Below are 19459 nucleotides of genomic sequence, written 5' to 3'. Positions count from 1 at the left end.
GAATTGTGAAACGTTGAAAGCATCCATCTCTCCGAGATGCCTAGCATTCCGCCATTCGCAAATTCATCCGGACATCCGGGGAGACACATCATGTGCGGCATCGTCGGTGCGGTCAGCCAGAAGGACATCGTTCCCATCCTCATCGAGGGCCTGAAGCGGCTCGAGTACCGCGGGTACGACTCGTGCGGCGTGGCGGTCCACCAGGACGGTCAACTGCGCCGGGCGCGCAGCACCTCGCGTGTCGCTGAGCTGCAGGCATTGGCCGCGCAGGACGGCGTGGCGGCGGGGACAGGCATTGCGCACACGCGCTGGGCGACGCACGGCGCGCCGGCGGTGCACAACGCGCATCCGCACTTCTCGCACGGCCCGGGCGCCGAGGCGCACCTGCAGCCGGGTCGCGTGGCGCTGGTCCACAACGGCATCATCGAGAACCACGATGAACTGCGTGCCGAGCTGAAGTCGCGCGGCTACGTCTTCCACAGCCAGACCGACACCGAGGTCATCGCGCACCTGGTCGATTTCCACTACCACGGCGACCTGCTGGAGGCGGTGCAGACGGCGGTGGCGCAGCTGCGCGGCGCATACGGCATCGCCGTCTTCCACAAGGACGAGCCGCACCGCGTGATCGGCGCCCGCGAGGGCTCGCCGATGGTCCTGGGCGTCGGCAAGGACGAGTACGCCGGCGCGAACTTCGTCGCCTCGGACGCGATGGCGCTGGCCGGCGTGACCGATCAGATCGTGTACCTGGAGGAGGGCGATGTCGTCGACCTGCAGCTGGGCCGCTACTGGATCAGCAACAAGGACGCGGCGACGGGCCGTTTCGTCAACGTCGAGCGCGAGGTGAAGACCGTGCACGCGCACAGCGGCGCGGCCGAACTGGGCCCGTACCGTCACTACATGCAGAAGGAGATCTTCGAGCAGCCGGTGGCGATCGCCAACACGCTGGATGCGGTGACGGGCATCAGCCCGGAGCTGTTCGGCGACGGCGCGTTCCGTGTGTTCAAGGAGATCGACTCGGTGCTGATCCTGGCGTGCGGGACCAGCTACTACGCGGGCTCGACGGCGAAGTACTGGCTGGAGAGCATCGCCAAGATCCCGACCAGCGTGGAGATCGCGAGCGAGTACCGCTACCGCGACAGCGTGCCGAACCCGCGCACGCTGGTGGTGACGATCAGCCAGAGCGGCGAGACGGCGGACACGCTGGCGGCGTTGAAGCATGCGCGCTCGCTGGGGATGGTGCACACGCTGACGGTGTGCAACGTGTCGACGAGCGCGATGGTGCGGGAGTGCGCGCTGGCCTACATCACGCGCGCCGGCGCGGAGATCGGCGTCGCGTCGACGAAGGCGTTCACGACGCAGCTGGTGGGCCTGTTCCTGCTGACGCTGGCGCTGGCGCAGACGCGCGGGCACCTGACGGAAGAGCAGGAGCAGGAGCACCTGAAGGCGCTGCGTCACCTGCCGGTGGCGGTGCAGGCGGTGCTGGCGCTGGAGCCGCAGGTGATCGCGTGGAGCGAGGAGTTCGCGCGCAAGGAGAACGCGCTGTTCCTCGGCCGCGGGCTGCATTACCCGATCGCGCTGGAAGGCGCGCTGAAGCTCAAGGAGATCAGCTACATCCACGCCGAGGCGTATCCGGCCGGCGAACTGAAGCACGGCCCGCTGGCGCTGGTGACGGCGCAGATGCCGGTCGTGACGGTGGCGCCGAACGACACGCTGCTGGAGAAGCTGAAGAGCAACATGCAGGAAGTGCGCGCGCGCGGCGGCGAGCTGTTCGTGTTCGCCGACGGCGACACGAAGATCGACAGCGAGCCGGGACTCCACGTCATCCGCATGCCGGAGCACTACGGCGCGCTGAGCCCGATCCTGCACACGGTGCCGCTGCAGCTGCTGGCGTATCACACGGCCTGCGCGCGCGGGACGGACGTGGACAAGCCGCGGAACCTCGCAAAGAGCGTGACGGTGGAGTGACGCGGTCCGCGCAACTCAGCAGAGAGCCTGCAGCAGCGTCGGCAGGTCGTACGGCTTCGCGATGACGGGGAAGCCCTCGTCCGTCGCGACCTGCGCGACGTCGCTGTGCCCCGTCACCAGCACCGGCTTGATCAGTGGCCGCATGCGACGCACCTCGCGGACCAGTTTGACCCCGTTCATGCCTTGAGGCATCACGATGTCGCTCACCAGGATGTCGGGATCGAATCCGCGGCTGAGCAGCTGCAAGGCATCCTCCCCGCTGTCCACCGCCTTCACCACGAATCCGCTGGACTCCAGCAGCTGCTGGGTGGCTTCCCTGACGTCGTGGTTGTCGTCGACCAGCAGGATCACCCTGCCGGCCGTGACCACCGTGTCCCCCTGAGGTGCGTTCGCTTGCGCAGCGTCTTGCGCCTGCCGGGAGGGAATCATCAAGGAGATGGTGGTGCCGTCACTCGGCACGCTGTGCACGCGGATCGCGCCGCCCGACGCTTCGATGAAGGCCGCCACCTGCGGCATGCCCAGCCCGCTGCCCTTGCCCTGCGGTTTCGTCGTGAAGAAGGGCTCGAAGATTCGCTCGATCACTTCCGCTGACATGCCCTCGCCGTGATCGGTCACGCGCAGGACGCAGACCGCGCCCAGCCGAGAGTCTTCCCCGCCTCCGCCGATATCCGGATCACGCCGCCGTCGGGCATCGCATCTCTCGCATTGGTCACCAGGTTGGTCAGCGCGATTTCCAGTTCCAGGCTGTCCACGGCGACCCGCCCCAGATCCGGTTCGGCGTGCAGTACCACCGTGTGCCGGGCGTCAAGCAGTTGCCGGACGTTGTCCGCGATGCGTTCGAGTTCGATCCTCGTGTCCAGCGGGCGAGCCACGAGCGCCCGACGGGCCGACAACAAGGAGAGCTGGCGCGTCAGCGCTTCCGCCTTGGTGACGCTGCGCCTGATCGCGGCGACATCGGCATCGACCGCTGTGCCGACACGGCGTTGGAGGATGCTCAAGCGGCCGGTGACCACCTGCAGGATGTTGTTGAGGTCGTGCGCCAGGCCCGCGCCCAGTTGACCGACCATGCGCAGCTTCTCCGCCTGGGCGAGCTTCTGTTCCGCGCGCTCCCGTTGATGCACGGCGGCTTAAAGTTCCTCCGTGCGTCGGAGCAGTTTCGTCACCGTGTCCGCGAGGCCGCGCTGGACGCGGCGGAAATGATGGGCCAGCAGGACCAGCACGACCGAACTCGCGATCAGGCCTTCCACGCGGACCGAGTACCACGCCAGCGTGTATCGCGAACCGCTGTAGGTGCTCAGCCACACGCCACCGGCTTCTGCTGTGAGCACGACGACCAGCCAGATGAAGATGGATCGCCGATGGAGCCCGCGCAGCCAGATGAGGACACTGGCCAGCACCGCGAGGATCGCCGCGCCGTAGGAGCCGTAGACGCTGAAAAGGCTGAAGGCCTGCCGCCCCCTTTGTCGAGGGTGGCCGCGGTATCGGTCCATTGGGAGGCGAAGCCGGCCAGGACCGCCGCCGCCGTGGCGACCAAGGGCGGCCAGTAGGTGAACGTGCGGGGCTCCTTGCCCGGTTGCATCGCGGACAGCGCGGCCCAGACGATGAAACCCGCGAACCCCGCGCGCCACATGATGAACAGCCAGCTGACCGCGTGCGGTGAACCGAGCAGGGGCCTGTCCGGAAGCACGGCGCCGGGGAAGGTCATGACATGCAGCACCGCCATCAGCCCCGCGTAGAGGTAGGCGGCAGCGATGACCGAATGCGACCGCGGCTGGCTGGGCGACGAGATGAGGAGCCAGAACGTCGCCAGGTTGATCATCGCCGCCGCGGCGCCGTACATGCCGCTGATGTGGGGCAACGGGACGAGCGGCGCGGAGGCGTAGGGAAGGACCGCAGCGATGCCCACCAGGAGCGCCACGGAAAGCGTCAGCGCGGCACGGCGCTGCGCGGTGCTCGCGATCTCCTGGACGACCTCCCTGAACGGCATGACAGTGCTCCGGCCTTGCATTGACGGCGCGCGATTGTCCCTCGCGCCGCTCATCCCTTGAGCCGTCGACCCGTTTCGCGTCCTCGCGCTCCGGCAGGTGACGCTTGCGGTGGCCGCGCCTTGCGAAGCCTCTCGGCCGCGGAGGCGGTCTCGGTCATCACGGGTGTCATGACGGCCCAGCCGGCGGCCAGGATGAGCAGCGCCTGCGTGGGATCCGGGAAGCTGCCGGCGCCCAGCCGCACGGCGGCCAGGTAGGAGAGCGGACCGCCGACGGCGCCCAGGACGGCCGCCAGCAGCGGCCGCCCCTGCAGCCACGACAGCGGTCCGCGCAGCAAGGTCGCGAACAGCGCCCACAACGCGAGGATCCAGGCGGGCGCCCACAGGCTGAGCGGCCCCGGCGACGCGTAGTGCACCCAGCCGGCCCTGAGCATCAGGGTGTCCCATGCCAGCCCCAGCAGGACGGCCAGCACGGTCAGGACGATCTCAAGTCCAGGCCGGTCGCTCAAGCACCAAGTGACCAGCACGGCCGCGGCCACCGCCAGGATGCCCAGCCCGGCGCGGTCATGGGCGGCGCCCAGCACGCACGCGAACCAGGCCGCCTGGAACAGGCAGAAGAGGGCGGCGCCCTTGAGGAGGTTCTTCAACATGGCGTGGTGGGGCCTCTGGATTTCTAGCGTTGTTGTGCGAAGCGGGTGCGGACACGGCCCGCCTGGTCCCGGATCGCCAGCACGTCCTCGTCGGAGAGACGCTCGAGATGGCGGACCTGCGCCCCGAGTCGCAGGTGGTGGACGAACCGCGCACGGTGCTGCAGCAGGAAGTCCCAATAGAGGGTGGTGTACGGGCAGGCCTCGGCGCCGGTGCTGAGCTCGGGCCGGTACTTGCAGCGCGCGCAGTACTGACCGCCGCTCATGCGCTGGATGTACTTGCCGCTGGCGACATAGGGCTTGCTGGTCATGGCGCCGCCATCGGCGTACTGGCTCATGCCCAGCGTGTTGGGCAGTTCCACCCATTCGACCGCGTCCACGTAGACCGACAGGTACCACTCGTGCACCGCGGCGGGCCTCACGCCCAGCAGCAGCGAGAACAGCCCGGTGACCATCAGCCGCTGGATGTGGTGCGCGTAACCCAGTTGCAGGGTCTGCCGCAGCGCGTCCGCCAGGCAGACCAGGTCCGTGTCCCCGGTCCAGAAGAAGGGCGGCAGCGGTTCGTCGGCATCGAGCGCATTGGCTTGCGCCAGCGCCGGCATGTGGGTCCAGTAGACCCCGCGCACGTACTCCCGCCAGCCGAGCACCTGCCGGATGAAGCCCTCCGCGCTGGCCAGCGGCACCTGGCCCGCGCGCCAGGCCTGCTCTGCGCGCGACACCACTTCTCGTGGGCCGATCAGTTTCAGGTTCATGGCGGCCGACAGCTGCGCATGCCACAGCCACGGCGTGTCCGGCCACAGGGCGTCCTGCCAAAGGCCGAACTCGGGCAGACGCTCCGCGATGAAACGGTCGAGCACGTGCAGCGCGTGCTCCCGCGTCACGGCCCAGTCGAAGTCATCCAGCGATCCGGGGTGGTCGGGGAACGCCCGCGCCACGAGCTCGATCACTTCCCGGGTCACGGCGTCGGGCGGGAAGCCCACGCGCTCTGGCACGAAACCCGGTCCGCCGCGCGGGAAGGGCTGCTGGTTCTCCGCGTCGAAGTTCCAGCGGTCCCCGGCGGGTTCGTCGCCGACCATCAGCACGCCGTGCAGGCGACGCATGTGCCGGTAGAAGGTCTCCATCCGCAAGCTCCGTCGGCCGCCGGCGAAGGCCGAGAACTCCCGCACCGTGCAGAAGAAGTGGCGGTCGTCCCGCAGCTCGATCGTCCAACCCGACTGAGCGGCAGCGCCCCGGAGGGCCTTCAGGACACGCCAGTCGCCCGGCGCGGTCATCAGCACGCGAAGCGGCTTCCAGCGCTGCAGCGCGCGCGACAACTCGGTGCCGAGACGCCCTGTGTTCCCGGCGTCGTCCAGCGTCACGTAGTCGGCGTCCCGACCCAGCTGGCGCAGGACGTCGGCGTGATGACGCATGGCCGCGAGAAACAGTGCGATGCGGATCCGGCTGGACCACACGTGCGTCGACTCTTCGCGCACTTCCGCCATCCACACCCTGTCGACGCGCGGGTCGAAGCCGTCGAACGCCGAGGACTGCGGGTCGAGCTGGTCGCCGAGCACGACGACGAGGGAACGCACGGCGCCCCTCATCGTGCTCATCTCCGCCGGGCCGGACCGGGCGGCGGCGGTGTCGCAGCGGCGAGGCAGGCGGCAACGGTCAGCTGTGGCACGCGGTGGCGCCGGCCGAGGGTGAGAGGTCCGGGGGGCGGGGAGAGGAGCGACGACATACGCGATGGGCGTGCACGGCGCTTGGCCGCGCACGCCGGGGAAGCCCGGTGGAGGGATCGTCTGTACGTGTGCCGCGCCGTTTCGGATCACACGGACGGAAGACTCGGGCAGGTGGCGCGCCCCGAAATGGGATTTCCGTGCGGAGGGAGGCTTGCACGCGATCGCCGGTGCGACTGCCGCTCGTTCTCTTCGCTTTAGTGAACTCATTCGTATGCAAAATCCGCCGATCTGGATTGGTACCGGTACCAATCCTGTGAACGCGGGGCCTGGATGAGCAATCGACCGCCCGCTCGAACAACGATTGGGGTCGAACGGATGAATTTCACGAGGTGGATACCGCGTGGCGCGGCGGCGCTTTCGCTCTCGATGCTGGCGGTCTGCGCCTGCCCGGGATTGGCGCTGGCGGAGCCGCCGGCGGTCGATGCGGCGCTGATCGCGCGCGGCAAGCAGCTGGCGGTCGCGGCGGACTGCGCCGCCTGCCACACCACGCCCAAGGGCGGGGCGCCCTTCGCCGGCGGCTATCGGATCGAGTCGCCGATGGGCGCCATCGTCGCGACCAACATCACGCCGTCGAGGACGCACGGCATCGGGGACTACACGCTGCCCGAGTTCCAGCGCGCGCTGCGCCAGGGCGTGCGTCGCGACGGTACACACCTCTACCCGGCGATGCCCTACACGGCATACACGCAACTGTCGGACGACGACACCGCCGCGCTCTACGCCTACTTCATGCACGACGTGAAGCCGGTGGACCAGCCGGTGGCCGAGACGCAGCTGCCGTTCCCGTTCAGCGTGCGGGCCTCGATGGCGGTGTGGAACGCGCTGTTCCTGAAGGACGAACGCTTCAGACCTGACCCCGCCAAGTCGGAACAGGTGAACCGCGGCGCCTACCTCGCGGGCGCGCTCGCGCACTGCAGCACCTGTCACACGCCGCGCAACACCCTGATGGCCGAGGACCTCGGCCAGCCGTTCCTGTCCGGCGCCAACGTCGGTGCCTGGTTCGCGCCGAACATCACCTCGGACCCGGTGCAGGGCATCGGCGGCTGGAGCGACGACGAGCTGGTGCAGTACCTCAAGACCGGCCAGGTCCACGGCAAGGTGCAAGCGGCCGGCCCGATGGCCGAGGCGATCGAGCACAGCCTCCAGCACCTGCCTGAAGCGGACCTGCGCGCGATCGTGGCCTACCTGAAGCAGACGCCCGCGGTGGCCGCTGCCTCCGAGAGTGGCAAGGCGCGGCACGCGTTCGGCGAGGCCTCCCACGATGAAGTCGCGCTGCGAGGCTTGAAGGACGTCGATCCCGGCTGGCGGGTCTTCAGCGCCAGCTGCGCGCACTGTCACCAGGAGAACGGGACGGGGACCTCGAACGGGGAGTACCCCTCGCTGTTCCACAACAGCGCCACCGGCGGCGATCGCGCCGACAACCTCATCGCGACCATCCTGCACGGCGTGGACCGCACCGTCGACGGCAAGCCGCATTTCATGCCGGCTTTCGGCGATGTCGCCTCCTTCACGGACCGTCTCAGCGACCAGGAGATCGCCGACCTCTCCAACTACGTGCTGAGCCGCTACGGCAATGCCGCGGTGAAGGTCGGCGTGGAGGACGTCCGCGTCGCCCGAGCCGGCGGCCCCCGGCCCTTCCTCGCCAAGGCGCAGCCCTTCATGGTGCCGGCCGGCGTGCTGGTGCTGCTGGTGCTGATTGCCCTGCTGCTGCGCCGCCGCCGTGCCCAACGCGCGCGCCGCGCCTTCTGAACGGAGTCCTCCATGACCCATGAACACGACCCCTCGCAGGCGCTGAGCCGCGCGCTCTCGCGGCGCAGCCTGCTGGAAATGGCTTCGCTGGCCGGCACCGCGCTGGCGCTCGGCGGCGCCGGCCTTCTGGCCGCACGCGAAGGCCTCGCAGCGACCGCCGGCAGCGCCGCCAGCGCTGCCGGCGCGGCACCCGCGGCACCCGCGGCGACCGCGCTGCCGGTCACCGACTTCCTGCGCCTCTCGGTCTTCCTGACCGGCGGCCAACCGCTGGATGCGACGCTCGCCGGCCGCTACCAGGTGGCGCTCGCCAAGCGCGATCCGCAGTTCGGCGACAGCGCCCGCGCGCTGCTCGCGCTGATTCGCGCCACCCAGGCCGCGAGCGTCGAGCATCTGCTGGAGGCGCCGGAGCTCAAGGACACGCTGCGTGAGCTGACCACGCGCATCGTCTCGGCCTGGTACCTGGGCATCGTCGGCCAGGACGCCGATGCCGAGCTGATCAGCTACGCCGAGGCGCTGATGTACCGCCCGACCAAGGACGTCCTGGTGGTGCCGACCTACGGCGCCGGCCCCGACTCCTGGGGCGACAAGCCGGGCCAGACCTCGCCCGTGACCCCGGCAGCAACCAACGAACGCAAGACCGCATGAGCACACAGTACGACGCCGACCTGATCGTCATCGGGTCCGGGGTGATGGGCGGGCTGATCGCCAGCCGCGTCGCCCAGGCGGGCAAGTCCGTCATCATTCTCGAAGCCGGTCCGCGCGTGCGCCGCGCCGACATCGTCGAGACCTTCCGCAACGCGCCGGTGAAGCTCTCGCTGGCCAACATGAAGCTGCAGGGCGCGGGCTCACCGTTCCCGAATCCGCCGCACATCCCGTCGACCTACGGCGACTACCTGCGCCAGACCGGGCCCGTGTCCTATCCGACCAAGTACCTGCGCGTGGTCGGGGGCACGACCTGGCACTTCGGCTCGGCGCTGTGGCGGATGATCCCGAACGACTTCAAGCTGAAGACGCTCTACGGCCGCGGCCGCGACTGGCCCATCGGCTACGACGAGCTCGAGCCCTACTACTGCCAAGCCGAAGCGGAGCTGGGCGTGTCCGGCGTCGACGGCCAGGACGAGAGCGGCCACGGCGGCGAGGCCAGCCCGCCGCGCTCGCAGCCCTTCCCGATGAAGCCGCTGAACGAGCCCTACTTCATGAAGCGGGTGGCGGAGATGCTCAAGCCGGGCGGCTACAACCCCGTGATCGAGCCGCACGGCCGCGCGTCGCGTCCCTACGGCAACCGGCCGGTCTGCGCGGGCAACAACAACTGCAATCCGGTCTGCCCGATCGGCGCGAAGTACGACGGCTCGATGCACATCGACGTCGCGGAACGCGCCGGCGCGAAGCTGCTCGACAACGCGGTGGCCTACCGCATCGAGGCGGGCCCGGACGGCAAGATCACGCGCGTCCACTATAAGAAGCCGGACGGCAGCTCGCATGCGCTGACGGCGCGGCACTTCGTGCTGGCCGCCTACGCGATCGAAGGGCCGAAGCTGCTGCTGATGTCGACCTCGGAGAAGTACCCGAACGGCATTGCCAACTCCTCCGACCAGGTGGGCCGCAACCTGATGGGTCACACCGGCATCAGCATGAACGTCATGATGAACGAGGACGTCTGGCCGGGGCAGGGGCCGACGGAGCTGCTGGTCTACCTGAACTACCGCGACGGTGCGTTCCGCAAGGACATCCCCAGCTACAAGACCAAGTTCCGCAACACGGTGACGACGCAGCAGATCGCATCGGAGCTGCTGGCCAAGGGCGTGATGGGCGCCAAGCTGGACGAGGAGATCCGCAAGCGCTCGGCGCGCTCGCTGAACGTGGCGGTGGACTTCGAGACCGAGGCGCAGCCGCAGAACCGCATCGTGCCGAGCAAGACGCACCAGGACGCCATCGGCATCCCGGTGCCGGAGATCTACTACAGCGTCAACGACTACTGGAACGCCGGGCGCGACTTCGCGGTGAAGGATCTGGAGCGCATGGCCAAGCTGATGGACGCGGACGTCCTGAAGATGGACACCAAGCACCAGGACCGGCAGCACATCATGGGCACGACGCTGATGGGCGACGATCCGAAGGACTCGGTGGTCGACCGCGATTGCCGCACGCATGACCATCCCAACTTCTTCATCGCCGGGACGGGCGTGATGCCATCGGCCTCGTGCATGAATCCGACGCTGACCGGCGCAGCCTTGAGCCTGCGCATCGCGGACACGCTGCTGAAGGAGATCTAATCGGTGGATGCGGAAACCGGTACAGACTGAAACGGTCGCCTCCACTGACGCCGGTGACGGCAGCGAAGGTGGCGCGGCCCCTCGGGGACGAGGGCGCCCGCGCGACCCGGGCAAGCGGCTGGGCATCCTGGCCGCGGCGCGCGAGCACTTCGCCGAGGTCGGTTTCGACAAGGGCAGCGTGGACCGCGTCGCGGCAGCGGCGTCGGTGTCCAAGGTCACCGTCTACAAGTACTTCCCGTCCAAGGAGGTGCTGTTCAACGCGGTCGTGAACGAGCCGATCCGCCAGGCGTTCGAGCTCGACCTGGCCGCGCTGGACCCGACGACGCCCCAGGCCTCGCTGGAGAAGATCGCCGAGACCTACCTGACGCTCATCACCGCGCCGGAGATCCTCGCGCACATCCGCCTGCTGCATGCGAGCGTGTCCGTCTCGCCCGCGCTGGGGCACGACTTCTTCAACTCCGGGCCGGAGGCTGTCATGCAGGAGCTGGGTGGTTTCCTGCGCGCGTGCCGCGACGCGGGATCGCTGAAGATCCGGAATGCGCCGCAGGCGGCGGAGCAGTTCCTGGGCATGGTCCGCGGCAATGAGCAGGCACGCCTGCTGATGGGACAGCCGGCGCTCCGCGGCAAGGCGGCGACGCGCGCGTACTGCCGCGCCTGCGTGGGCTTGTTCGTCCGGGCTTACGCGGCCTGAGCGGCAGTGTGAATGAGCAAGGGCCTCGCGGGATGCGAGGCCTTTTCCATTGGGGGCGCGGAAGAATTTTTTCCGGCCGCTGTAACTTCCGCGCCCGCTGCCCCGAATAGAAGGATGCGGAACGCGCAGGAGCGCTCCGCTTCATCAACCTGAACCTTCTTTCGGAGTGCCCCCATGATCAGCAAGACCCAATCCGCCGCCCTGGCCGCTGCCGCCGCCATGTTCGCCCTGTCCGTGCAGGCGGCGCCGTCCCCCCAGGGCAGCAGCGGTCTGGCCGTCGCCGCCAGCGACAAGGTGCACTGCTACGGCGTGCACGAGTGCAAGGGCAACGCGGACTGCAAGACCACCGAGAACGCCTGCAAGGGCCAGAACGAGTGCAAGGGCCACAGCTTCAAGGGCATGAGCGCGGCGTCGTGCCTGAGCGCCGGCGGCACGATCGGCGACCTGGCCGCGAAGAAGTAAGCCCGTGAGGCCCGGTCCCGCATCGCGCGTCGCGCAGCCGAGCCCGGGCTTCGGCCTGGGGCTGCGCAGCACGCACTATCGAGAGTTCATCGAGCGTCCGCAGCCGGTCGACTGGCTGGAAGTGATCTCGGAGAACTACCTCGTGCCCGGCGGCAAGCCCCTCGCCATGCTGGACACCATCCGGGCGAATTACCCGATGGTGATGCACGGCGTGTCGATGAACCTCGGCGCGGTCGAGGGCCTGGATGCGGACTACCTGCGGCAGTTGGCGGCGCTGGCGCGTCGCGTCGAGCCGCTCTGGATCTCCGACCACCTGTGCTGGACCGGCGCCCACGGCCGCAACCTGCACGACCTGCTGCCCTTGCCCTACACGGAAGAGGCCTTGCAGGTGGTGGTGCGCAACATCGGCCAGGCGCAGGACACCCTCGGCCGCAGGCTGGTGATCGAGAACGTCTCCAGCTATCTCGACTACGAGGTGTCGCACCTCGGCGAAGCGCAGTTCGTGGCCGAGGTCGCGCGACGGGCCGACTGCCTGCTGCTGGTCGATGTGAACAACATCCATGTGAGCGCCGTGAACCACGGATTCGATGCGCTCGCCTACCTCGATGCGTTGCCCGCCGATCGTGTGCAGCAGATCCATGTCGCCGGCCACAGCGATCACGGCGACCATCTGATCGACACGCACGACCAGCCGGTGGCCGAGCCGGTCTGGCAGCTGTACGCGGAGGCGCTCCGGCGATTCGGTCCGGTGGCCACGATGATCGAACGGGACGACCACATTCCGCCGCTGGCGGAACTGCTGGTGGAGCTCGATCAGGCGCGCGTGATCAGCGAGACCACCTGGCCGAGCGACGCCGGAAGGAAGGCCGCATGAACGCCATCGAGCAGCTCCTTCCGCCCCTTCCGCCCCTTCAGCTCCTGGACCTGCAGCAGTCGCTGCAGGCCTACCTGATCGGGCAACCCAGCCAGATCGACACGAAGCTGCGTCGCGGTCCCGGCATCGCGGTGGATCGACGCCTGTCCATCTACCACCATGCCTATCGCGCGCGGCTGCACGAGACGCTGGCCGACAGCTACGGGCACACGCGGCGATACCTCGGCGACGACTGGTTCGAGCGCGAGGCGCTGGCCTTCGTCGAGGTCCACGGCTCGCAGCACTTCAGTCTGCGCTGGTATGGCGCGGACTTCGCCCATTGGCTGTCGCAGCGGTGGCCGGACGATGGCGAGATCGGCGAACTGGCCGCGCTGGACTGGGCGCTGCGGAGCGCCTTCGACGCCGCCGATGCGCCGGTGCTGACGATGGCCGATCTGGCGTCGCTCGCGCCGGAGGCGTGGGCCGACCTGCGGCTCGAGTTACCGCCGAGTTACGCGCGCCTGAAGCAGTCCTTCAACACGCTGGCGCTGTGGCAGGCGCTCGACAACGAGGAGACGCCGCCAGTCGCGCAGCCGTTGGCGAAGCCGGTGGACCTGCTGATCTGGCGCCGCGGCCACTCGCCCCATTTCAGAAGCCTGGGCCCGCTCGAATCACAGGCGCTGGACGCATTGGCCTCAGGCCGCACGTTCTCCGAAACCTGCGCGGACCTGGCCGAGGCGCAGTCTGAACTGAACGTCGCCGCGGAGATGGGCACGCTGCTGCGCCGCTGGGTGGACGAGGAACTGCTCGTTCGTTGAGCGACGGAGTTTCCACCGGGTCATCAGGGTAAGCCCCCGATCCTTCCGTCAGAGGTAAAGGTCGCAACACCAGGTTGATTGATCGGGCCGGAGGCCGCTTTGACACTCCGCTCGCATACCGCCACCCATGGCGGACCTGGAGACAAGCATGACCCTGACTCGACGCCAGTTGATGGGTGCCGCCGCCGGCACTGCCGCAGCCGTCTGGCTGCCTACCGCCCACGCTCAAGCAAGCGCGCTGAAGATCTCGCACCAGTTCCCCAGCGGCACGCTGACCGAAGGCGACTTCCGTGACCGCCTGTGCCGCCGTTTCGCCGCCGAGGTGGAAAAGCGTTCGGGTGGCGCGCTCAAGGCCGCCGTCTACCCGGGCTCGTCGCTGATGAAGACCAACGCCCAGTTCTCCGCCATGCGCAAGGGCGCGCTGGACATGAGCCTGGTGCCGCTGTCCTACGCCGGCGGCGAGGTGGCAGAGACCAACGCCGGGCTGATGCCGGCGCTGGTGCCGAGCTACGAGCAGGGCGCGGCCTGGAAGACGGCGGAGGTCGGCAAGCTGCTGTCCAAGGTGCTGGACGACAAGGGCGTGATGATCGTCAGCTGGGTCTGGCAGGCGGGCGGCGTGGCCAGCCGCGCGCGGCCGCTGGTGACGCCGGACGATGCCAAGGGCCTGAAGGTGCGCGGCGGCAGCCGCGAGATGGACATGATGCTGAAGCAGGCCGGCGCGTCGGTCATCACGCTGCCGTCCAACGAGATCTATGCGGCGATGCAGACCGGGGCGATGGACGCGGCGATGACCTCGTCCACCAGCTTCATCTCCTTCAAGCTGGAGGAGATCGCCAAGCACCTGACCTCGGGCCGCGAGCGCACCTACTGGTTCATGCTGGAGCCGCTGATGATCTCCAAGGAGGTCTTCAACAAGCTGCCCAAGGCGCAGCAGGACATCGTCATGGGCGTGGGGGCCGAGATGGAGGTCTTCGCCCGCGATGCGGCGAAGGCCGACGACAAGGCGGCTGCGGCGATCTATGCGAAGGCCGGCGCCAAGGTCTACGACATGGACGAGGCGACGCTGAAGAAGTGGCAGGCCATCGCGCGCGACACCGCGTGGAAGGACTTCTCCGAGAAGAACGAGTCCTGCGCGGCCATCCTGAAGGCCGCCCAGAAGCTGCTGTGAGATCGCGATGAGCCACGGCTTTGAACTGAAGCCGGCAGTCGCCGGCATCGACCCCGACACGCCGGCGGTCCTGCTGCCGCTCGCGCGGCTGCTGCACCTCATCAACCAGGGCGTGGTCGTGCTGGGCATGCTGGCGCTGCTGGTGGCGTCGTGCGTGCTGACCTACAGCGTGGTCTCGCGCTACGTGATGAAGGCATCCACGGACTGGCAGGACGAGGCGGCGGTCTTCTGCCTCGTCGGCGCGACCTTCCTCTGCGGCGCCTTCGTCCAGTCCTTGCGCGGGCACGTCGGCATCGAGGCCATGGCCGGTCTGCTGCCGCGCTCGCTCAACCGCCTGCGCCTGGCGCTGGTGGACCTGCTGTGCACGGCCTTCTGCGCCTTCTTCGCCTGGAGGTCCTGGACGCTGTTCCACGAGGCCTGGGTCGAGGGTCAGACGACCTCGTCGTCCTGGGCGCCGCCGCTGTGGATCCCCTACGGCCTGATGGCGCTGGGCATGACGCTGCTGAGCCTGCAACTGCTCGTTCAGCTGACGGCCCGCATCAACGGGCTCTTCAAGAAAAACAACTCGGGAGTCGCAGCATGAGCATGCTCGTCCTCGGCTCACTGTTCGGCATCGTCACGCTGCTGTTCATGTTCTCGGGCGCGCCGATCGCGTTCGCGCTCGGCAGCGTCGCGGTGCTGTTCATGGCCCTCTTCATGCCGGCGTCCGCGCTGGACACGGTCACGCAGAACGTCTACGAGGAGATGGCCAGCATCACGCTGCTCTCCATCCCGCTCTTCATCCTGAAGGGGGCGGCCATCGGCAAGTCCCGGGCGGGGCAGGACCTGTACGCGGCGATGCACGTCTGGATGGGACGCATCCCCGGCGGTCTGGGCATCGCCAACGTCTTCGCCTGCGCGCTGTTCGCGGCGATGGCCGGCTCCAGCCCGGCCACCTGCTCGGCCATCGGCAGCGCCGGCATCCCGGAGATGCGCAAGCGGGGCTACTCGCCCGGCTTCGCGGCCGGCATCATCGCGGCCGGCGGGACCTTGGGCATCCTGCTGCCGCCGTCGATCACGATGATCCTGTATGCGGTGGCCGCCGAGCAGTCGCTGGGCCGGCTGTTCCTCGCCGGCATCGCGCCGGGCATCTTGCTGGTGGTGCTGTTCGCGGTCTACGCGGCGCTGCGCTACCGCAAGGAATACGCGCTGGCCGAGGCCGAGTACAAGCGCACGGGCGCGGCCTCCGCGCTGCTGTCGAAGGAGACCTTCACCACGCGTCAGAAGTTCGAGATGCTGCCGCGCGTCGTGCCCTTCGTGCTGCTGCTGATCGGCGTGATGGTGGCGCTGTACGGCGGCTTCGCGACGCCGTCGGAGACGGCCGGTCTCGGCGCGCTGCTGGCGCTGGCGCTCATCGCCGGCATCTATGGCGTGTGGCGGCCGAAGGACGTGGCGCCCATCCTCACGTCGACCTTGAAGGAGTCGACCATGCTGATGTTCATCATCGGCATGTCGCTGCTGTTCTCGTACGTGATGAGCTACCTGCACATCAGCCAGGCGGTGGCGGAGTGGATCGTCGGGATGCACCTGTCCAAGTGGGTGCTGCTGGCCGCAGTGCTGCTGATGGTCATCCTGCTGGGCTTCTTCCTGCCGCCGGTCAGCATCATCCTGATGACGGCGCCCATCATCCTGCCGCCGCTGAAGGCAGCGGGCTTCGATCTGATCTGGTTCGGGATCCTGATGACAATCGTGATGGAGACGGGGCTGATTCACCCGCCGGTGGGGCTGAACATCTTCGTGATCAAGAACATCGCGCCGGACATCGACCTGCGGGACATCATCTGGGGCGTGCTGCCGTTCGTCGTGCTGATGCTGCTGGCGGTGCTGCTGATCTGCATCTTCCCGGGGATCGCCACCGGGCTGCCCGATCTGGTCATGGGGCCCGTGGCGCCGGCGCATTGAGCGGGCGTGAGCGCCGGGACATCTCCTGGCGCTTCGAGGAAGACGACGGTTCCCGTCGTCTTCCGCTAGTCCCGCGCGGCCAGCTCCTGCTGATCGCGGATCAACACGCCGAGCCGGCGCATGGCCCGTGAGAGTTCCGGGCTCCACGGCAAGCCGCAGCTGAGACGGACATGGTCCGCGTAATCGCCGAAGCTGGAGAAGTGACGGCCAGGCGTGATGCCGATCCCTTCGGCCATGGCGGCCTCGGCGAGCCGCGATCCGTCCGCGCCGGCGGGCAACTGGACCCAGAGCGACAAACCGCCGCGCGGATCGCCGCTGCAGGTGCCGTCGGGCCAATGCCGGAAGATCGCGTCGCGCAGGCGCTCGGCGTTCTCCGCGATCGCGCGTCTCAAGCGCCTGAAGTGCCGCTCCTGCTGGTGCCTGCCCAGGTAGTCGATCAACGCGAGCTGAGGCAGTGACGCGTTGCCATAGGTGGAGAAGTACTTGGCGCGGATCAGCGCCTCCGTCCAGGCGCCGCCCAGCAGCCAGCCGACGCGCAATCCCGGCGCCAGCGATTTCGAGAACGAGCCGCAGGTGATGACGCGGTCGTCGCTGCCCCATCGCCGGAGCGGGAACGGGCGGCTGTTGTCCCAGGCGAGGTCACCGTAGATGTCGTCCTCGATCACGACGGTCGAATACCGCGCGCAGAGCGCGAGCAGCGCCTGCTTGGCGGCGTCGTCGGCGCGACGACCGATCGGGTTGGAGAAGTTGGGCACCAGGATGGCCGCCTTGACCTGATGGGCGCTCAACAGCGCTTCCAATCGCTTCAGGTCGAAGGAGTCGCCGTTCGGTCGGGGAAGCTCGACGATGGTCAGCCCCAGGGCGGCCACCGCCTGCAGCACGCCCTGGAACGTCGGCGTCTCCACCATCACGACGTCGCCGGCCCGCGTGAGCGTGCGCAGCGCGAGGCTGATGGCCTCCATCGTGCCGGCCGTGATGATCACCTCGTCAGGATCGATCGTGACTGACATCTCCGCATAGCGATGGGCGATCAGTCGCCGCAGTTCGGCATGACCCTGGGCGGGCGCGTAGTCGAGGGCCGTCGAGCGCTCGTTCCTCAGGCGGCGGCTGACGGCGGCGCTCAGCGCGGCTTCGGGCAGCAGCGACGGCGCCGGGCGCGCGTCGTGCAGCGGGATCAGCGCGGGCCCCTCGCGAACGGCCTGCAGCGTCAGCAGCTCCGCGTTCTGCATGGAGCGGGGCTTGCGCATCCGAGGCGTCTTCGCGCTGGCCGACGGACCCACGGCGCGCACGAAGAAGCCGGAGCGCATGCGGGCGTGTATCAGGCCTTCGCGCTCCAGCATCAGGCAGGCCTGGACGGCGGTGGCCGTGCTGACGGCATGCGTGCGGGACAGCTGCCGGATCGATGGAATGCGCTCGCCCGGCGCGAGCGCGCCAAGCTGGATCTGCTGCCTCAGCGACTGCGCGATGGATTCATACAAGAGGACGCGGCTCATTCCCGGATGCCTGGATCTGTATTGGTTTCGATGGATGGTATCTGCGTCTGTACAGGTCGTGGCCCGGTGGATAGATTTGCGGCCAGTTTCAACGACATGCCCGGACGACCCGATGACGACAGATGAATTGGCCTTGCTGGCGGATGCCGCCGATCGTGCGGCGGCCTACATCGCCGGCCTCCGGGATCGCCGCGTCCATCCCGACGAAGACGCCATCGCCGGTCTGACCCGCTTCGAAGAAGCGCTGCCGACCGAGGGCCGTCCCGCCGAAGAGGGCCTGGCCTTGCTGGACGAGGCCGGCTCGCCCGCCACGGTGGCGAGCAATGGCGGGCGGTACTTCGGTTATGTCGTCGGGGCCGCGCTGCCCGCTGCGGCGGCGGCCGACCGGCTGCTCGGCGCCTGGGACCAATCGGGCGGATCGCCGGCCGGGACCGTGATCGAGGAGGTTGCGGCGCGATGGGTGCTCGACATCCTCGATCTGCCCGCGGAAAGCGCGGTCGGCTTCGGCACCTCGGCCTCAGCATGCGCGGTCGGTTGTCTGTCCACCGCGCGGCGCGTGCTGCTGGCGCGCGCCGGATGGTCCGTCGAGGAAGCAGGGCTCGTCGGGGCGCCGCGCGTGCGCGCCGTGGTCTCCGCTCACTGCCACGTCACCGTGCTGAAGGCGTTGCGGGTGCTGGGCTTCGGATCGCGCGACATCATCCGCGCGCCGACGGACGCACACGGACGGGTGGACCCCGCGCGGCTGCCCGCGATCGACGCCCTGACCGTGTTGTGCCTGCAAGCCGGTGAAGTCAATACCGGCGAGTTCGACCCATTCCCGGAGATCATTCCCGCAGCCCGGCGCGTCGGTGCCTGGGTCCATGTGGACGGTGCCTTCGGGCTGTGGGCGCGGGCCTCGGGCCAGCACCGCGCGCTGACCGACGGCGTGGATCAGGCGGACAGCTGGACGGTGGACGGGCACAAGTGGCTGAACACGCCCTACGACGTGGCGATGTCGATCTGCAGGCACGCGGGGGCGTTGGCGGAGACGCTGAACAGCGACGCGCATTACGCGCCCTCCAGCCCGCGGGCGCAGCGGAACCTGACGGTGGAGTTCTCCCGCAAGCCGCGGGGCATCCTGGTGTGGGCGGCGTTGCGGGCGCTGGGCCGCAGCGGCGTCGCCGCGTTGGTGGAGCGGCACCTCGCGCAGGCGACGCGAGTGGCGGAGACCTTGCGCTCGGCGGGCTTCGAGCTGCTGAACCGCGTGGTGCTGAACCAGGTGCTGGTGCGCGGTCCCAACGACGAGGCCACGCATTTCATCCGTGCGGCGGTGGAGCAGTCCGGCGACGCCTGGTTCGGTGCGAGCCAGTGGGAGCAGCGGGTCGCCTTCCGGCTCAGCCTGTCATCCTGGCGGACCGGCGAGGACGACGTCGAGCGGCTGCTGACCGCGCTCCTTCGGGCGCGGGACGAGGCGCGTCGCGCCGGCCTGTGGCCGGACGAATCCTGAGCCTTTTCCGGCCCCGTTCCTCGACGTTCCCGACTTCCTCATAGACTTCGATCATGCATCGCGCCGCCTGGCCCCCGCTGACCCGCTGAATCAGCGCCCGCGTTCGTTCGCGGGTCCATGACGTCCCTCCGCGGCGCCGAGCGCGCCGCGGCCCGGTCGCGCACGCCTGAGCCCTTCGGCCCGCGGCAGCGACCGTTCAGCACACATC

General features: G+C 68.8%; 19 protein-coding genes. 12 read left to right on the top strand and 7 right to left on the bottom strand.

The features are described from left to right. Nucleotides 1–90 precede the first annotated feature (90 nt). Nucleotides 91–1965, top strand: a complete 1875-nt coding sequence (gene glmS, locus ACQ86G_RS03970; protein ID WP_431259425.1) for a glutamine--fructose-6-phosphate transaminase (isomerizing) — start codon at nt 91–93, stop codon at nt 1963–1965. A 15-nt stretch (nt 1966–1980) separates the two neighbouring features. Here the strand turns inward: glmS and ACQ86G_RS03965 are convergent, their stop codons facing one another. Genes ACQ86G_RS03965 through ACQ86G_RS03940 form a run of 6 tightly spaced genes read right to left on the bottom strand, consistent with a single transcriptional unit; the run spans nt 1981 to nt 6188 of the window. After that, nucleotides 1981–2580: a response regulator gene (locus ACQ86G_RS03965; protein WP_431259424.1), complete on the bottom strand. Its 600-nt coding sequence runs from the start codon at nt 2578–2580 to the stop codon at nt 1981–1983. After that, entirely contained in the window at nt 2577–3086 is a 510-nt protein-coding gene (locus ACQ86G_RS03960; RefSeq protein ID WP_431259423.1) for a hypothetical protein, read from the bottom strand. Before ACQ86G_RS03960 ends, ACQ86G_RS03965 begins: the two co-directional genes overlap by 4 nt. A 6-nt stretch (nt 3087–3092) precedes the next feature. After that, nucleotides 3093–3269 carry a hypothetical protein gene (locus tag ACQ86G_RS03955; protein WP_431259422.1) on the bottom strand — a complete coding sequence of 59 codons (177 nt, stop codon included), beginning with the start codon at nt 3267–3269 and terminating at the stop codon, nt 3093–3095. After that, a complete protein-coding gene (locus tag ACQ86G_RS03950) occupies nt 3260–3952 on the bottom strand; it encodes a hypothetical protein (protein ID WP_431259421.1) in 693 nt (230 codons plus the stop codon). Before ACQ86G_RS03950 ends, ACQ86G_RS03955 begins: the two co-directional genes overlap by 10 nt. A gap of 50 nt (nt 3953–4002) precedes the next feature. After that, nucleotides 4003–4599 carry a DUF2878 domain-containing protein gene (locus ACQ86G_RS03945; RefSeq protein WP_431259420.1) on the bottom strand — a complete coding sequence of 199 codons (597 nt, stop codon included), beginning with the start codon at nt 4597–4599 and terminating at the stop codon, nt 4003–4005. 23 nt (nt 4600–4622) lie between these two features. Further along, the gene (locus tag ACQ86G_RS03940; protein WP_431259419.1) at nt 4623–6188 is read right to left on the bottom strand and encodes a cryptochrome/photolyase family protein; all 1566 of its coding nucleotides are present in this window, start codon (nt 6186–6188) and stop codon (nt 4623–4625) included. Nucleotides 6189–6632: 444 nt separating this feature from the next. On the opposite strand from ACQ86G_RS03940, the gene ACQ86G_RS03935 reads away from it, so the two are divergent. The 10 genes from ACQ86G_RS03935 (at nt 6633) to ACQ86G_RS03890 (ending at nt 16272) form a co-directional block, all read left to right on the top strand. Then, on the top strand, nt 6633–8066 hold the full coding sequence (locus tag ACQ86G_RS03935; protein WP_431259418.1) for a c-type cytochrome: 1434 nt from the start codon (nt 6633–6635) through the stop codon (nt 8064–8066). Between the two features lie 12 nt (nt 8067–8078). Further along, a complete protein-coding gene (locus ACQ86G_RS03930) occupies nt 8079–8711 on the top strand; it encodes a sugar dehydrogenase complex small subunit (RefSeq protein ID WP_431259417.1) in 633 nt (210 codons plus the stop codon). Then, complete coding sequence (locus ACQ86G_RS03925) at nt 8708–10339, top strand: GMC family oxidoreductase (RefSeq protein ID WP_431259416.1); 1632 nt, start codon at nt 8708–8710, stop codon at nt 10337–10339. The genes ACQ86G_RS03930 and ACQ86G_RS03925 overlap by 4 nt, the downstream gene beginning before the upstream one ends. Before the next feature lie 7 nt (nt 10340–10346). Continuing rightward, nucleotides 10347–11030, top strand: a complete 684-nt coding sequence (locus ACQ86G_RS03920; RefSeq protein WP_431259415.1) for a TetR/AcrR family transcriptional regulator — start codon at nt 10347–10349, stop codon at nt 11028–11030. A 174-nt stretch (nt 11031–11204) separates the two neighbouring features. Next, nucleotides 11205–11492 (top strand): BufA2 family periplasmic bufferin-type metallophore, encoded by a 288-nt coding sequence (gene bufA2, locus ACQ86G_RS03915; protein WP_431259414.1) that lies wholly within the window; start codon nt 11205–11207, stop codon nt 11490–11492. A gap of 4 nt (nt 11493–11496) precedes the next feature. Continuing rightward, nucleotides 11497–12366, top strand: a complete 870-nt coding sequence (gene bufB, locus ACQ86G_RS03910; protein ID WP_431259413.1) for an MNIO family bufferin maturase — start codon at nt 11497–11499, stop codon at nt 12364–12366. Further along, nucleotides 12363–13163 carry a DNA-binding domain-containing protein gene (locus ACQ86G_RS03905; RefSeq protein ID WP_431259412.1) on the top strand — a complete coding sequence of 267 codons (801 nt, stop codon included), beginning with the start codon at nt 12363–12365 and terminating at the stop codon, nt 13161–13163. The genes bufB and ACQ86G_RS03905 overlap by 4 nt, the downstream gene beginning before the upstream one ends. 148 nt (nt 13164–13311) lie before the next feature. Beyond that, nucleotides 13312–14331 carry a TRAP transporter substrate-binding protein DctP gene (gene dctP, locus ACQ86G_RS03900; protein ID WP_431259411.1) on the top strand — a complete coding sequence of 340 codons (1020 nt, stop codon included), beginning with the start codon at nt 13312–13314 and terminating at the stop codon, nt 14329–14331. A 7-nt stretch (nt 14332–14338) separates the two neighbouring features. Further along, entirely contained in the window at nt 14339–14914 is a 576-nt protein-coding gene (locus ACQ86G_RS03895; RefSeq protein ID WP_431259410.1) for a TRAP transporter small permease, read from the top strand. Beyond that, nucleotides 14911–16272, top strand: coding sequence for a TRAP transporter large permease (locus ACQ86G_RS03890; protein WP_431259409.1), 1362 nt, complete (start codon nt 14911–14913; stop codon nt 16270–16272). The genes ACQ86G_RS03895 and ACQ86G_RS03890 overlap by 4 nt, the downstream gene beginning before the upstream one ends. Nucleotides 16273–16337: 65 nt before the next feature. Here the strand turns inward: ACQ86G_RS03890 and ACQ86G_RS03885 are convergent, their stop codons facing one another. Then, entirely contained in the window at nt 16338–17765 is a 1428-nt protein-coding gene (locus ACQ86G_RS03885) for a PLP-dependent aminotransferase family protein (protein ID WP_431259408.1), read from the bottom strand. 112 nt (nt 17766–17877) lie between these two features. Between ACQ86G_RS03885 and ACQ86G_RS03880 the strand changes: the two genes are divergently transcribed. Continuing rightward, nucleotides 17878–19251 (top strand): pyridoxal phosphate-dependent decarboxylase family protein, encoded by a 1374-nt coding sequence (locus tag ACQ86G_RS03880; RefSeq protein ID WP_431259407.1) that lies wholly within the window; start codon nt 17878–17880, stop codon nt 19249–19251. Nucleotides 19252–19459 lie beyond the last annotated feature (208 nt).

It is taken from the genome of Roseateles chitinivorans (assembly GCF_050632145.1).
Taxonomy (GTDB): Bacteria; Pseudomonadota; Gammaproteobacteria; order Burkholderiales; family Burkholderiaceae_C; genus Roseateles; species Roseateles chitinivorans_B.
Note: the sequence above shows the minus strand (reverse complement) of the source record. Positions and strands in the feature narration are given on the sequence as shown.